The organism is Acidovorax sp. 99 (genome assembly GCF_003096455.1).
GTDB classification, from domain to species: Bacteria; Pseudomonadota; Gammaproteobacteria; order Burkholderiales; family Burkholderiaceae_C; genus Acidovorax; species Acidovorax delafieldii.
Map to the genome: position 1 here is coordinate 4,744,311 of NZ_QEKU01000001.1, position 14,596 is coordinate 4,758,906.

11 protein-coding genes are annotated in these 14,596 nt (G+C 66.3%); 9 read left to right on the plus strand and 2 right to left on the minus strand.

Going from position 1 to position 14,596, the window contains the following annotated elements:
• Position 1: 1 nt before the first annotated feature.
• Both C8C95_RS21840 and alaS read right to left on the minus strand, forming a co-directional pair.
• On the minus strand, positions 2–2,983 hold the full coding sequence (locus C8C95_RS21840; RefSeq protein WP_116749976.1) for an HD domain-containing phosphohydrolase: 2,982 nt from the start codon (positions 2,981–2,983) through the stop codon (positions 2–4).
• Between the two features lie 100 nt (positions 2,984–3,083).
• The gene (gene alaS / locus C8C95_RS21845; RefSeq protein WP_116749977.1) at positions 3,084–5,711 is read right to left on the minus strand and encodes an alanine--tRNA ligase; all 2,628 of its coding nucleotides are present in this window, start codon (positions 5,709–5,711) and stop codon (positions 3,084–3,086) included.
• Between the two features lie 255 nt (positions 5,712–5,966).
• Here alaS and C8C95_RS21850 point away from each other — a divergent pair, with 255 nt between their 5' ends.
• The 9 genes from C8C95_RS21850 (at position 5,967) to C8C95_RS21895 (ending at position 14,556) form a co-directional block, all read left to right on the plus strand.
• A complete protein-coding gene (locus C8C95_RS21850) occupies positions 5,967–6,884 on the plus strand; it encodes a dihydrodipicolinate synthase family protein (RefSeq protein ID WP_055398099.1) in 918 nt (305 codons plus the stop codon).
• Positions 6,885–6,921: 37 nt separating this feature from the next.
• A complete protein-coding gene (locus tag C8C95_RS21855; protein ID WP_116749978.1) occupies positions 6,922–7,857 on the plus strand; it encodes a 4-hydroxyproline epimerase in 936 nt (311 codons plus the stop codon).
• A 25-nt stretch (positions 7,858–7,882) separates the two neighbouring features.
• Positions 7,883–8,998 carry an FAD-dependent oxidoreductase gene (locus C8C95_RS21860; RefSeq protein WP_116750411.1) on the plus strand — a complete coding sequence of 372 codons (1,116 nt, stop codon included), beginning with the start codon at positions 7,883–7,885 and terminating at the stop codon, positions 8,996–8,998.
• A gap of 23 nt (positions 8,999–9,021) precedes the next feature.
• Positions 9,022–9,282 (plus strand): 2Fe-2S iron-sulfur cluster-binding protein, encoded by a 261-nt coding sequence (locus C8C95_RS21865; RefSeq protein WP_207780658.1) that lies wholly within the window; start codon positions 9,022–9,024, stop codon positions 9,280–9,282.
• Positions 9,279–10,646: an FAD/NAD(P)-binding oxidoreductase gene (locus C8C95_RS21870; RefSeq protein ID WP_243415750.1), complete on the plus strand. Its 1,368-nt coding sequence runs from the start codon at positions 9,279–9,281 to the stop codon at positions 10,644–10,646. Before C8C95_RS21865 ends, C8C95_RS21870 begins: the two co-directional genes overlap by 4 nt.
• 146 nt (positions 10,647–10,792) lie before the next feature.
• Positions 10,793–11,428 carry a TRAP transporter small permease gene (locus C8C95_RS21880; RefSeq protein WP_116749979.1) on the plus strand — a complete coding sequence of 212 codons (636 nt, stop codon included), beginning with the start codon at positions 10,793–10,795 and terminating at the stop codon, positions 11,426–11,428.
• A 37-nt stretch (positions 11,429–11,465) separates the two neighbouring features.
• Positions 11,466–12,731, plus strand: a complete 1,266-nt coding sequence (locus C8C95_RS21885) for a TRAP transporter large permease (protein WP_116749980.1) — start codon at positions 11,466–11,468, stop codon at positions 12,729–12,731.
• 57 nt (positions 12,732–12,788) lie between these two features.
• Positions 12,789–13,814 (plus strand): TRAP transporter substrate-binding protein, encoded by a 1,026-nt coding sequence (locus C8C95_RS21890; RefSeq protein WP_116749981.1) that lies wholly within the window; start codon positions 12,789–12,791, stop codon positions 13,812–13,814.
• Between the two features lie 67 nt (positions 13,815–13,881).
• Entirely contained in the window at positions 13,882–14,556 is a 675-nt protein-coding gene (locus tag C8C95_RS21895; RefSeq protein ID WP_056744569.1) for a GntR family transcriptional regulator, read from the plus strand.
• Positions 14,557–14,596 lie beyond the last annotated feature (40 nt).

Below are 14,596 nucleotides of genomic sequence, written 5' to 3' on the forward strand. Positions count from 1 at the left end.
CTCAGCCCAGCGACGCCAGAATGGCCTCCACATTGACCTCGTCGCGCTGCGCAGGTGTCAGAAAGCGCTCGGCGTAGTCGCGCCACACGCCGCTGGTCAGGAAGAAGCGGAACACCTCGGCATCGATGTGCCGCTCGCGCACCATGTGGGTCATGATCTTGAGCGACTCGGACAAGGTCTTGGGTGGCTTGTAGGGCCGGTCGGCCGCAGTCAGCGCCTCAAAAATATCGGCCAGGGTCATCACCCGGTCGGCCAGCGTCAGCTCTGGCGCCTTCAGGCGCCGGGGGTAGCCGGTGCCGTCCAGCTTTTCGTGGTGGGACCCGGCAATCGACGGCACGCGCGCCAGGTGCGGCGGAAACGGCAGACCGCTGAGCATGATGATGGTCTGCACGATGTGGTCGTTGATCTTGAAGCGGTCTTCGGCAGTGAGCGTACCCCGCTGGATGGACAGGTTGTGCAGTTCGCCCAGGTGCGCCTCGTATGGCGGCAACACCATGTCAAAGCCCCAGCGATTGGCGGGGTTGCCCGCCTCCACCGGCGGCTTGCGTGTGCCCCAGGGCACGATGTGCTCGGGCCGGTCGGCCAGCAGCGGCTCGTTGGCGGGCAAGGGGCGCACCGGCACGCTGGAAAGTCGCAGCATCTCGGCGGCCGACAGGCCCAGGCGGTCGTCAAAATGCCGTTGCCATATCTGGCGGCCAATGGCCTTGAGGCGGGCAATGTCCGCCTCGGCCATGAATTCGCCCCCCACGTTGCAGCGGGCTACAAAGGCAAAGTCTTCCTGCAGTTGTTCGCGCCGCTGCAGCAGCTCACGCTGCAAGCGCACCGGGTCCACGCCGGACACATGCTGCTTCCAGTAGTCCAGCTCAGCGTCCCGCCACAACACCTCAAAGCGCATGCGCACCTCGTGAATGCGGTTGTAGAGCGTCTCCAGCTTGGTGGCCTTGTCGATGATGTGCTCGGGGCTGGTGACCTTGCCGCAGTCATGCAACCAGGCCCCCAGGCGGAATTCGTAGCGCTCGGCATCGGTCATGGCCACCTGGGCAAACGGACCGTCCTTGGCCGCACACATGCGGTCCATGAGCGCCTCGGCCAGCTCCGGCACGCGCTCGCAATGGCCACCGGTGTAGGGGCTCTTGGCGTCGATCGCGTCGGCCAGCAGGCGGATGACAGCATCGAGCAGCTTCTTCTGGCCTTCGATCAGGCTGCGCGTCTCGATGGCCACCGACAGCGTGCCCGACAACTTCTCGACAAACGCCCGGAAATGCGCGTCGTCCTGCGTCTGGTCCGCGATGTAGCGCAGCACCAGCAGACCCAGGGGCTGCCCGTCACGGGTGCGCAGCTGCACCCGCAGCACACGCGCGGGCTCGGTGTCGTCGTCGTCTTCGTGCTGGTCGCCAGGTTGGGGCTCGGTATGGTTGATGAAATGCACCATGGCCAGGTGCTCGGGGTAGCGCGACTGCTGCTCCGGGTCTTCGCAATGGCGGGCCGCGCGCAGCAAGCCGGTGCGTTGCGGGTCCACCAGGTACACCGCACCGCCGGTGCAACTGGTGGCGCGCACCAGCTCGTACAGCACACTCGACAGCATCAGGTCGGTGCGCGACTCGGCGCTGATGTGGTGGGTGATGTGCAAGAACTCCTGGATGGTGTCGGACATGCGGTCCATCACTTGCCCCAGGTCGCGCACCTCGCGCACCGGCGACACCCGCCGTTCGGGCCGCCGGAAATCAAACCGCGCCAGCGCCCGGGCCTGCAACGCCAGCCCGAACAGACTGCGCCCCACGCGTCGGCCGGCCAGCCAGCCCAACGGCAGCATCAGGCCGATGAGCGATACCGACAGCCACACCTGCTGGCGCAGGTTGTTGTTCACCTCGGCCAGCAGCTCTTTGGTAGGAATCGCCATCAGGATCTGCAGCCCCTGCCAGCGCATTGATGCCAGCGGCAGCGAACGGCCCAGCCATTCCTCGCCATCGGCCTGCAGGCGGCGCGACTCGCCATCTTTCAGGCCGAGCGCCTGCAGCGCATGCAGGCTGGGCACGCCCAGGTCGTCCAGCGCACGCAGCCGCAGGCCCGGCGTGTTGCCATCACGCAGCAGCACGCGTGACATGTCGGGATAGGCCAGCACGCGGCGGTCCTTGTCCACCACCGCGATCTCGGTGCGGGGCATCAGGCGCAGGCCACTGATCTCATGCCCCAGGTCGGTCAGGGCCACGTCCAGGCCAATCACCGCACGCCCGTCCTCGCTGGGCTGGCTCAGCGTGATGCCCACCTCCTGCGTGGTGAAGAACACATAGGGTGCCGTGAGGATCTGGGTGTTCTGCTCCAGCGCTTCGGCGTACCAGGGGCGGGTGCGGGGGTCGTAGCGGTATTCCGGGCGCACTGCCGAATCGATCAGCCGCAGGTCCGCGTCGTAATAACTCCAGCGCCCCACCATGCCCGCCAAGCCGCGCTCGCGCGCCATGGACTGCACCAGATACGCCGTTTTGGGCGGTGCATCCAGCCGCACCCGCAAGGCTTCGTTTCGCACCGGTCGCACCAGCAAAAACTGCCCGTCCGGGTAACCGATGAACACCGCCGACAGCAGCGGGTTCTGCTCCAGCAGCCGGGCCAGTACAGGCAGGCGCCGCAGCCGCGCTGGCAGGGTGGACGCAGAGGCCACCGGGTCGAACGCCAGCAGGCGGATGGTGGCATCGGCCGGGTCCACGATGCGATGCACCCGTTCGGCAATGAGCTGGCTGATGCGCTGCGCACTCTCGTCCGACGCCGCAATGATGGCCTGGCGCGCGCTGGTGCTGACCTGGTACACCAGCAACGCTGTCAACAACAGCATGGCGGTGACCACCACGGTGGCGATCAGGACCTCAAAGGGGATGGTGATGCGGCGCCACCATGGCAGGTGGCCGCCTTGACCCACCGAAGCAGCGCCCGTACCGCGAAGCACAGCGGACGGCGGCGGGTCTTGGGGGCTGTCGCGCAGGGTGTCCATGCGCTGCACTTTAGGGTGAAAGCTGGCGTTCCGTCACCCTCTTTTTGGCAGCCATGGCTGCCACACCACAGCGGCGGGTGCCGCCGTGGTGACCGGTACATCAGCCCAGTTGCTGCGTGACCCAGCCTGTCACCGAAGCCAGTGCTGCGGGCAGCTTGGACGCGTCCGTGCCGCCAGCCATTGCCATGTCGGGCTTGCCGCCGCCCTTGCCGCCGACTTGCTGGGCGACAAAGTTGACCAGTTCGCCCGCCTTGAGCTTGCCCACGCTGTCGGCGGTGACGCCCGCAGCGATCTGCACCTTGTCGCCATCCACGGCGGCCAGCACGATGGCAGCGGTCTTGAGCTTGTCCTTGAGCTTGTCCATGGTGTCGCGCAGGGTCTTGGCGTCGGCACCCGGCAGCGCAGCAGCCAGCACTTTGAGGCCCTTCACCTCCACCGCCTGGCTCACCAGTTCGTCACCCTGGCTCGAGGCCAGCTTGCCCTTCAAGGCAGCCACTTCCTTTTCGAGCGCGCGGGCGTTGTCCAGCGCCTGGCTGATGCGGCCGTTGAGCTCGGCCACCGGCGCCTTGAGGGTGCTGGCGGCCTGGTTCACGGTGTCTTCCAGGTTCTGCAAGTACGCCAGTGCGTTGGCGCCGGTCACGGCCTCAATGCGGCGGATGCCAGCAGCCACGCCACCTTCGCCCACCACCTTGAACAGGCCGATGTCGCCCGTGCGCTGCACGTGCGTGCCGCCACACAGTTCGCGGCTGGTGCCGATGTCGAGCACGCGCACGGTTTCGCCGTACTTCTCGCCAAACAGCATCATGGCGCCGGTCTTCTGGGCCGACTCGATGTCCATCACGCGCGCTTGCGTGGGCTGGTTGGCCAGGATTTCTTCGTTCACACGGCGTTCGATCTCGCGGATTTCAGCCGCCGTCACGGCGCCGTTGTGTGTGAAGTCGAAGCGCGTGCGGTCGGCATTGACCAGGCTGCCCTTTTGCTGCACGTGGCTGCCCAGCACTTCGCGCAGGGCCTTGTGCATGATGTGTGTGACCGAGTGGTTGCGCATGGTGGCTGCGCGCACGGCGGTGTTCACCTGGGCCTGCACCGTGTCACCCACGTTCAGCGTGCCCTGTTCGAGCGTGCCGTGGTGGCCAAACACATCGGCCTTGATCTTGAGCGTGTCACCCACCGCAAAACGGGCCGAGCCGCTGGTGATGACGCCTTCGTCACCCACCTGGCCGCCGCTTTCGGCGTAGAACGGGGTCGTGTCCAGCACCACCACGCCGTTTTGGCCGGCTTTCAGTGCTGCAGCGCTAGCACCGTCCACATAGATTGCTACGATTTTTGCAGTCTCTGCGAGGTGTTCGTAGCCCGTGAACTGGTTGGCGGCACCGCTGTACTCCAGCGCCTTGTCCATCTTGAACTTGCCAGCAGCGCGGGCCTGGGCCTTCTGCTTTTCCATGGCGGTCTTGAAGCCTGCCTCGTCCACTTCAACGTCGCGCTCGCGGCACACGTCGTTGGTCAGGTCGAGCGGGAAGCCATAGGTATCGTGCAGCTTGAACGCCACATCGCCAGGCAGCACCTTGGCGCCGCCGTCCAGGGCCGTGTCCAGAATTTCCATGCCGTTGGCCAGCGTTTCGAAGAAGCGCTCTTCTTCCACCTTGAGCACCTCGGTGATGCGCTGCTCCTGCTCGCGCAGGGATGGGTAGGCGTCACCCATCAGGCGCACCAGGTCGGCCACCAGCTTGTGGAAGAACGGGGTCTTCTTGCCCAGCTTGTACCCGTGGCGGATGGCACGTCGCACGATGCGGCGCTGCACATAGCCACGGCCTTCGTTGCTGGGGATCACACCGTCGCTCACCAAAAACGCGGTGGCGCGAATGTGGTCGGCGATCACGCGCAGGCTTTTGTTGTTGAGGTCCGTCACGCCGGTCTCGCGGCCGGCGGCCTTGATGAGCGCGTCGAACAGGTCGATCTCGTAGTTGCTGTGCACGTGCTGCAGGATGGCCGCAAGGCGCTCCAGGCCCATGCCGGTGTCTACGCAGGGTGCGGGCAGCGGGGTCACGGCACCCGTCTCGTCCATGTTGAACTGCATGAACACGTTGTTCCAGATCTCGATGAAGCGGTCGCCGTCTTCATCGGGGCTGCCGGGAGGGCCACCCGCAATGTGCGGGCCGTGGTCATAGAAGATTTCGCTGCAGGGGCCGCAGGGGCCGGTGTCGGCCATCATCCAGAAGTTGTCGGACTTGTAGCGGCCGCCCTTGTTGTCGCCGATGCGGATCACGCGCTCGGGTGGCAGGCCGATTTCCTTGGTCCAGATGTCGTAGGCCTCGTCGTCTTCCTGGTAGACCGTGGCCAGCAGGCGCTCTGGCGGCAGCTTGTAGACCTCGGTCAGCAGCTCCCAGGCCCACTTGAGCGATTCGCGCTTGAAGTAGTCGCCAAACGACCAGTTGCCCAGCATTTCAAAGAAGGTGTGGTGGCGCGCGGTGTAGCCCACGTTTTCCAGGTCGTTGTGCTTGCCACCCGCACGCAGGCAGGCCTGAACCGACACCGCCCGGTTGTATGAGCGCTTGTCGGTGCCCAGGAACACGTCCTTGAACTGCACCATGCCCGAGTTGGTGAACATCAGCGTGGGGTCGTTGCCAGGCACCAGAGGGCTCGACGGCACCACGGTGTGGCCCTTGGAGACGAAGAAGTCCAGGAAGGACTTGCGGATGTCAGCGACAGAAAAAGTGGGAGTGCTCATGGTGTTGTGGAGTGGTTGCACGCAGCAGGCAGGCCGCAGGACCCGCGCCTGCGCGCTGCCTGTCGCTGCCCCTATGGGGACCAACCTTTCATTATAGGTTTGCAGTCTGGCGGTCCGTGGCGGGAGGGCGACAGGGCGGGGACAGACGCCTCCACTCCATGCGCCAACGAATGCGGAAAAATCCGCTTGCGCGCTTTAAATATCTTGTTAATATATTAATAACTTCAACCCGACCACCGATCCAAGGAGTCCCTCGTGAACCCACAACCCCGCTGGCAAGGCATCTTCCCTGCCATCACCACCAAGTTCCACGCCGACGAGTCCATCGACGCCGAGGGCACAGCCCGCCACATCGACTTCCAGATCCGCAACGGCATCCACGGGCTGGTCACCTGCGGTTCTCTCGGCGAAGCCAGCACCCTCACGCTGGAAGAAAAGCTCCAGGTTGCCAAGATCGCCCTCGAAGCCGCTGACGGCCGCGTACCCGTACTCGCCAACGTGTCCGAAACCAGCACCCGCGAGGCCCTGCGCTACATCGACGGCGGCAACAAGCTCGGCGTCGCCGGCTACATGGTCATGCCCTCGGTGATCTACGTGGCCGATGCCCGCGAGGCCATGGCCAATGTGCGCGCCATGGCGGGCGCCGCCCAGCGCCCCTTGATGGTCTACAACAACCCTGTGGCCTACCGCGTGGACCTGAAGCCCGAGCATATGGTGGAGCTGGCCGACTGCGAGTGGATCGCCGCCATCAAGGAAAGCACCGGCGACATCCGCCGCATCACCGACCTGCGCAACACTGTGGGCGACCGCTACCAGCTCTTCCTGGGCGTGGACGACCTGGCTTACGAAGGCCTGGCCCTGGGATGCGACGGCCTGCTGGCCGGCGTGGGCTGCGCCTTCCCGCGCGAAACCGTGGCGCTGTACGACCTGATGAAAGCGGGCAAATTTGCCGAGGCGCTGCCGCTCTACCAGTGGATGACGCCCATGCTGCACCTGGATGTGTCCAACAAGCTCGTGCAGAACCTCAAGCTCATCGATGCGCTGGTGGGTGTGGGCACCGAACACATGCGCCGCCCCCGCCTGCCCCTGGTGGGCGACGAACGCGCATTTGTCGAGAGTGTGGTGCGCAAGGCCCTGGCCACGCGCCCTACAAAATACCAGTCTGTCGCCTGAGACACTGAGCGCCCTACTCCACCACCACCACAGCACCATGCAACGCATCCACGTGATCGACTCCCACACGGGCGGCGAGCCGACCCGGCTTGTCATCGACGGCTTTCCGGACCTGGGCACTGGCACCATGGCCGAACGGCGTGCGCTGCTGGCCGAGCGCCACGATGCCTGGCGGGCCGCCACCGTGCTGGAACCGCGTGGCAGCGATGTGGTGGTGGGGGCGCTGCTCTGCGCGCCGCAAGACCCGGCCAACGCAGCGGGCGTGATCTTCTTCAACAACAGCGGCTACCTGGGCATGTGTGGCCACGGCACCATCGGGCTGATCGCATCGCTCGCCTACCTGGGCCGCATCACCCCTGGCGAGCACCGCATCGAAACCCCGGTGGGCACCGTCACCACCACCCTGCACACCGATGGCTCTGTCAGCGTGCGCAACGTGCCGGCCTACCGGCTGCATCATCAGCTGGCGGTAGACGTGCCCGGCTATGGCCGCGTGGTGGGCGATGTGGCCTGGGGCGGCAACTGGTTCTTCCTGATCTCTGACCACGGCCAGCGTGTAGCCAGCGACAACCTGGAGGCGTTGATGGCCTACAGCTGCGCCGTTCAACAGGCCCTCAAAGACCAGGGCATTCGGGGCGACAACGGCGGCGAGATTGACCACATCGAGCTGTTTGCCGACGACGACCAAGCCGACAGCCGTAACTATGTTCTGTGTCCCGGCAAGGCCTATGACCGCTCGCCCTGTGGCACGGGCACCAGCGCCAAGGTGGCCTGCCTGGCGGCCGACGGCAAGCTGGCACCGGGCGCCCTCTGGCGCCAGGCCAGCATCATCGGAAGCCAGTTCGAGGCCAGCTACACACTGCAGGACGATGGCAAGGTCATCCCCACCTTGCGGGGCCGCGCGCACATGAGCGCCGACGCTACTTTGCTGATTGAAGACAAGGACCCCTTTGGCTGGGGCATCCGGCTATAACCCGGCCCTGCTGCACGTGCGCCCCATGCAACACACCGATGTCCTTGTGATTGGCGCTGGCATCGTGGGTGCCGCCTGCGCCCATGCGCTGGTGTTGGCCGGGCTGTCGGTACGTGTCATCGATGCGCGCCTCGGCGGCGCCACGGCGGCGGGCATGGGCCATCTGGTGGTGATGGATGACAACCCTGCCGAGCTGGCGCTGAGCCAGACATCGCTGGACCTCTGGCACACCTGGGCACCCCACATGGATGCGGGCTGTGCGTTCACGCCCTGCGGCACGCTCTGGCTGGCCGCCAACGATGCAGAGCTGCAGGCGGCCCATGACAAACGCAGCACCCTGCAAGCACACGGAATCGCCTGCGACATGCTCGACGCGGCCGCCCTGTCCCGCGCAGAACCCGCACTGCGCCCCGGTCTGGCGGGCGCGCTCAAGGTGCAGGGGGACAGCGTGGTCTACGCCCCGCGCGCAGCCCAGTGGCTGCTGGACCAGGCCGCAGCCCACGGACGCCTTGTGTTGGAGCAGGCTGAAGCGATGCAGATCGAAGGCCACACCGTCACCCTGCGCGACGGAAGCCAGCGCAGCGCAGGCGCCATCGTGCTGGCCAGCGGCATCCACGCCCCGCAGCTGTGCCCCGGCCTGCCGCTGCGCCCCAAAAAGGGCCACCTCGTCATCACCGACCGCTACCCGGGCACCGTGCACCACCAGTTGGTGGAGCTGGGCTACATCACCAGCGCGCACCACAGCGACGGTACCTCGGTAGCCTTCAACGTGCAGCCCCGGCCCACAGGGCAGTTGCTGATCGGCTCGTCACGCGAGTTCGACACCACCGACCCCGCCGTCAACAACGCCGTGATGGCGCGCATGCTGCAACGGGCACTCGACTACCTGCCAGGCCTGGCCAACCTCAACGCCATCCGCACCTGGACCGGCTTTCGCGCCGCCACGCCAGACAGCCTGCCGCTGATTGGCGCGCACCCCGAACACCCGCACCTGTGGCTGGCCGTGGGACATGAAGGACTGGGGGTGACCACCGCCCCGGCCACCGCGCAGTTGCTGGCGGCCCAGATCGCAGGGGGCACCCCGGCGATCGACCCCACGCCCTATGCACCTGCCCGCTTTGCGGGCCTGAGCACACCATGACCCCATCCAGAACACCCGCCCTGGTGCACATCGTGGTGAATGGCACGCCCCTCCAGGTGCCCGCAGGGACCAGCGTCGCCGCCGCGCTGGCGCAGCAAACACCCGGCACCACACGCACCTCGGTCACCGGCGCGGCGCGGGCACCGCTGTGTGGCATGGGGGTGTGCCACGAATGCAGGGTCCGCATCCACGGCCGCACACGCCTGGCGTGCCAGACGGTCTGCACCGAGGGCATGTCGATTCATACCGATGTCGGCACAGCACCCGGGAGCGCCACGCCATGAACCAGCCCGTGACCCCACCCATGACCGAGCAACACTCGGCGCACGAGCGCTGCGACATCCTCATCATCGGCGCTGGCCCTGCAGGTCTGGCGGCCGCCCTCGCTGCCGCACCCAGCGGGGCAGCGATCACCCTCGTGGACGACAACCCACAGCCCGGTGGGCAAATCTGGCGCGATGGCCCCCAGGTGGTCTTGCCCGCCCTGGCGCAACAGCACCGCGCGGCGCTGGCCCGGCACACCAACATCCGCCTGCTGCCTGGCACCCGCGTGGTGGGCCTGGGTGACCCGCAACCCGGCGACAAGGCCCCGGCCCTGCTGCTGGAAGACGCAGACCGGGGCTGGACGCAGCACAGCCACCGCATCGTGCTGTGCACCGGAGCCCGCGAGCTGTTGCTGCCCTTTCCGGGCTGGACGTTGCCCGGTGTGACGGGTGCAGGCGCCTTGCAGGCTCTCATCAAGGCAGGGCTTGACGTGCGCGGCCAGCGCATCGTCATTGCAGGCACAGGCCCTCTGCTGCTGGCCGCTGCCGCCACCGCCAACAAAGCGGGTGCCACCGTGGTGCGCGTGGCGGAGCAGGCGCCGTGGAGCGCGCTCGCTGGCTTTGCAGCGCAGCTGCCGCGCTGGCCTGCCAAGGCGTTGCAAGCCCTCACGCTGCTTCACCCGCAGTTGCGCGCCAGCAGCCATGTGCTGGAAGTCCAAGGCACCACGCAGGTGCAAACAGTGAGGCTGCGCAAAGGCCAACACGCCGAAGAAACCATGGCCTGCGACCGCGTGGCCTGCGGGTTCGGGCTGGTGCCCAACACCCACCTGGGGCAGATGCTGGGCTGCGCATTGGGCGGGCCGTTGAGCGGTGGCCAGGGCCTGGCTGTCGATGCCCACATGCGCACCAGCGCGCCCGGTGTATTCGCCGCGGGTGAAGCTACCGGCTTTGGCGGCAGCGAACGTGCACTGGTTCAGGGCGCCATGGCAGGACATGTGGCAGCGGGACAGGTGCAACAGGCCCAGGCGCTGCGCCCCCAGCTGGCGCGCTGGGAGGGCTTTGCGCAGGCGTTGCAGGCTTCTTTTCCACTGAACGAAGCACTCAAAACCCTGGCGCAGCCCGGCACCCTGGTGTGCCGCTGCGAAGACGTGCCCTACGCTGCACTGGCCGATCGCAACGGCTGGATCGATGCCAAGCTCCACACCCGCTGCGGCATGGGCGCGTGCCAGGGCCGCATTTGCGGCGCTGCCGCACAGCACCTGTTTGGCTGGACGCCTGCGCCCCCACGGCATCTGCTGGCGCCCACACGCATTGGCACGCTGGCCGCCTGCACGCCCGCGCCCACCACCAGCGCTCAGCGCGAGCCCGCAACTCCCTCGGGCTGACAGGCGCGCAGCCGTTTTCCCCGTCTCTCCTTTCAGGGCTTACCCCACCTAGCAGGCATCCATCTTGCTTTTAAATATATTTGTTAGATATTAAAAGCACAAAGCTTTTCTTTCATCGCCGCGCCCTCCTCCCCAGGAACCCCATCATGCCCACACCCAACAGTCCACCCGCCCCGTACTCTCCGGCGCCGCACGCTCCCGTCCGCTGGGTGCTGGCGCTGTCCACGCAGGTTCTGCGCATGGAGCGGCATCTGCTCACCGCCCTCATGACGTTGCTGGTGCTGCTGATCCTGCTCAACGTGGTCACGCGCTACACCGGCATGCCCATCTACTGGGTGGACGAGGCGGCGGTCTACACGGTGGTCTGGCTGACCTTTGTGGGCGCCTCGGTCATGACGCGGCTGCGCATGGACTTTGCCGTGACCATGCTGACCGACCACCTCGGCGCGCGGGGCGCCAAGGCATTCAAGGTGGTGGCCACGTCCGGCGTGCTGCTGTTTGGCCTGGCCATGCTGGTGATGTGCTGGGTGTGGATGGACCCCCTCGGCATTGCGCGCTACGGCTTTGACGCCAAGGAGTTTGCGGCCGAGAGCTTCAACTTCATCTACACCGAGCGCACCCAGACGCTGAACTGGCCCACCTGGGTGCTGCAACTCATCCTGCCGATCTTCTCGGCCACCTTCAGCGTGCATGCACTGGCCAACCTGCTCGAAGACATGGGCGCCGCAGAGCGTGTGCAGCACGCGGGCTTCGACGTAGTCAACGCCGACGCCGTGAACTGAACGCTCCTGCGCCCGCAAAACCCACCAGAGCCCGACCATGATCACCACCCTGTTCTTCCTCGCCGCCTTGATGGTGGGTGTGCCCATCGGCGTATGCCTGTGCCTGTCGGGCGCGGTGTACATCCTCAGCATCGGCAGCCCGGTGCTGTTCCAGTCCTTCCCCATGCAGATGTTCGACGGGGTGGACAGTTATGGCCTCATCGCCATCCCGCTGTTCATCCTGATCGGCGAGATCATGAACAGCGGCGGCATCACGCGGCGGCTGGTGGACCTGTCCATGGCCTTCATCGGCTCCGTCAAAGGGGGGCTGGCCTACGTGAACATCCTGGCCAACATGCTGGTGTCATCCATCATTGGCTCGGCCACCGCGCAGGTGGCCATCATGTCGCAGGTCATGGTGCCCGAGATGGAAAAGCAGGGCTACGACAAGACCTTTGCGGCCGGCCTCACGGTGTACGGCGGCATGCTGGGGCCCATCATTCCGCCCTCGGTGATGTTTGTGGTCTACAGCGTGCTGGCCCAGGTGGCCGTGGGCGACATGCTGATTGCAGGCATCCTGCCCGGCGTGCTGCTCACCGTGCTGTTCTTTGTCGTGATCGCGCTCATGGGCTTTGTCTACAACTACCCGCGCAGCGAAAAGCGCACGCTGGCCCAGCGCGCGCGCACCGTGGTGCAGGCCAGCCCCACACTGCTGATCCCCATCATCATCGTGGGCTCCATCCTGAGTGGCCTGGCCAACCCCACCGAATCGGCCGCCGTGGGCGCGCTGGTATCGGCGCTGGTGGGTCGCTATGTGACCAAGGAGTTCCGGTTCAGCGCCATGCCCGCCATCCTGTTGCGCTCGGCCATTTACTCCGCCATCGTGTTGTTTCTGGTGGCGGCAGCGGCCGTGTTCTCGTGGCTGCTGATCTACGGCAAGGTGCCGCAGATGGTGGCCGCCTGGGTGCAGACCGTGGCACACGATCCGGTCACCTTTTTGCTGCTCACCAACGTGATCCTACTGGTCATCGGCACGGTGATCGACGGCATCCCCGGTCTCATCATGACCGCCCCCATCCTGCTGCCGATTGCCACCGAGGTCTATCACATCGACCCGCGCCACTTTGGTGTGGTGATCGTCGTCAACCTGGTGCTGGGGCTGATGACTCCGCCCGTGGGCCTGAGCTTCTTTGTCGCGTCGGCCGTCACCGGGGCCAAGCCCGGAAAGATGTTCATCGTCACGCTGCCGTTTTTCATCATCAGCTGCGTGGCGCTGGTGATGTTGTCGCTGTTCCCCAGCCTGTCGCTCGGTTTGCTCAAGTAGACCGCCGCCCAGCAAATCCCCCGTCCCCTCCCAAAGTTCTTTCACACGGAGTTCACCATGACGACCCAGCCCGCCCACACCCCCGCTGTCACCCGCCGCCATTTCATCCAGCGCCACGCCGTGGCCGCTGCCACCGTCACGGGGCTGGGCTTTCCGGCCCTGGTGCGTGCCGCCGACGCCAAGGAGTTTCGCCTGGGCCTGATCACGCCCGCAGGCCACTCGTGGAACCGTGCTGCCGTGCAATTTGGCGAGGCGCTGCAGAAGGAAACCGATGGCCGCCTGAGCGTCACGGTCTTCCACTCGGGCCAGCTGGGCAACGAGGCGGCGATGATGCAGCAGCTGCAGTCCGGCGCGCTCGACATGGGCTGGATCCAGGCCGCCGAGCTGGGCTCGCGCGTGGCCAGCATCGCGGCCATCAACGCACCGTACCTCGTGCGATCTACCCCCGCAGTGGCCAAACTGGTCAAGCACCCCGCCGCCACCAAGCTGCTGGAGGCGCTGCCGCGCGAGACGGGCACCATTGGCCTGGGCTGGGGCATCACCGGCATGCGCGCGGTGTTTTCCACCAAGGACATCACCGTGCCCACCGACATCAAGGGCATGAAGCTGCGCATCAACCCCACGCCCGTGTACCGCGACTTTTATCAAATGCTCGGCGCCGCCCCCACGCCCATCCCCACGCCCCAGGTGTTTGACGCGATGAGCAACGGCCAGGTGGATGGGCTGGAGGCGGACATCGAGTTCTCCTGGAACCAGCGCTTCGACAAGGTGGCCAAGGCCCTGCTGCAGATGAACGCCCTGTTCATGCCGTTCGCGCCGCTGGTCTCCGGCCGCATCTGGCAAGGGCTGGATGCCAAGGACAAGGACATCATCCGCAAGCTGGTGGCCCAGTCGCTGGATGCGCAGATCAATGACATCGTGACCACCGAGGCCGGGCTGATCGAGAAGTTCAAGGGCACATCCATCGCCTTCAAGACGGCATCGTCGTTCAACCCTGACGGCATCATCCAGGAGTTCGACAAGCTGTGGCTGCCCAAGGCGCCGCAGATTGCCGAGCTGCGCAAGGCGGGCGCAAGCCTCTGACAGTCCGCAAGGGTCACCGGGGCCGCATCCCATAAGATGCGGCCTCCCGCAACGTCCTTCACGCCCGATGACACTCCGCCGCCCCTCCCCCCAGCAAGACCCCGCGCCCAAGCGGCGCGCGGCGGACGTGGCCTACGACGCCATCGAAACCATGATCTCCACGCTGCAGCTGCAGCCCGGCAGCCCCGTGGTGGAGGCCGAGATCGCCGAGAGCACCGGCCTGGGCCGCACACCGGTGCGCGAGGCGCTGCTGCGCATGGTGTCCATCGGGCTCATCGTGCAGCAGCCCCGGCGCGGGCTGCTGGTGTCGCACATCGACCTGGCCGACCACCTGGACGTGATCCAGACCCGCCGCGTGCTGGAGCGCCTGCTGGCCTCCAACGCCGCACGCCGCGCCACCGCGCCGCAGCGCCAGGCCATCGTGCGCTGTGCGGAAAACATGGTGCAGGCCGCAGCGCGCGGCCACCTCGACGACTACATGCTGGCCGACCATGAGCTGGACCTCGTCACCCACCAGGCCAGCCAGAACCACTCGGCCGTCAAATGCGTGCAACCGCTCATCGTGCAGTGCCGCCGCTTCTGGTACGCCTACCAGCACGAAGGCGAGGTGTCAGAGGGTGCCCGCGCGCACATGCAACTGGCGCAGGGCATTGCCAGTGGCGACGAGGCCCAGGCCGTGGCGGGCGCGGAGCAGCTGATGGAGTACCTGGAGCGCTTTGCGCGGCGCATCATCGACCGCTAGGGACCCTCTGCACGAATCTCGCTGGCCAAGTGAGCGCAGC

Bases quoted from the DNA above. Each gene is read 5' to 3' on its own strand.
- C8C95_RS21895 (WP_056744569.1), top strand. From the start codon at position 13,882: ATGACACTCCGCCGCCCCTCCCCCCAGCAAGACCCCGCGCCCAAGCGG.
- C8C95_RS21855 (WP_116749978.1), top strand. From the start codon at position 6,922: ATGCAACGCATCCACGTGATCGACTCCCACACGGGCGGCGAGCCGACC.
- alaS (WP_116749977.1), bottom strand. From the start codon at position 5,711: ATGAGCACTCCCACTTTTTCTGTCGCTGACATCCGCAAGTCCTTCCTG.
- C8C95_RS21880 (WP_116749979.1), top strand. From the start codon at position 10,793: ATGCCCACACCCAACAGTCCACCCGCCCCGTACTCTCCGGCGCCGCAC.
- C8C95_RS21860 (WP_116750411.1), top strand. From the start codon at position 7,883: ATGCAACACACCGATGTCCTTGTGATTGGCGCTGGCATCGTGGGTGCC.
- C8C95_RS21840 (WP_116749976.1), bottom strand. From the start codon at position 2,983: ATGGACACCCTGCGCGACAGCCCCCAAGACCCGCCGCCGTCCGCTGTG.
- C8C95_RS21870 (WP_243415750.1), top strand. From the start codon at position 9,279: ATGAACCAGCCCGTGACCCCACCCATGACCGAGCAACACTCGGCGCAC.
- C8C95_RS21885 (WP_116749980.1), top strand. From the start codon at position 11,466: ATGATCACCACCCTGTTCTTCCTCGCCGCCTTGATGGTGGGTGTGCCC.
- C8C95_RS21890 (WP_116749981.1), top strand. From the start codon at position 12,789: ATGACGACCCAGCCCGCCCACACCCCCGCTGTCACCCGCCGCCATTTC.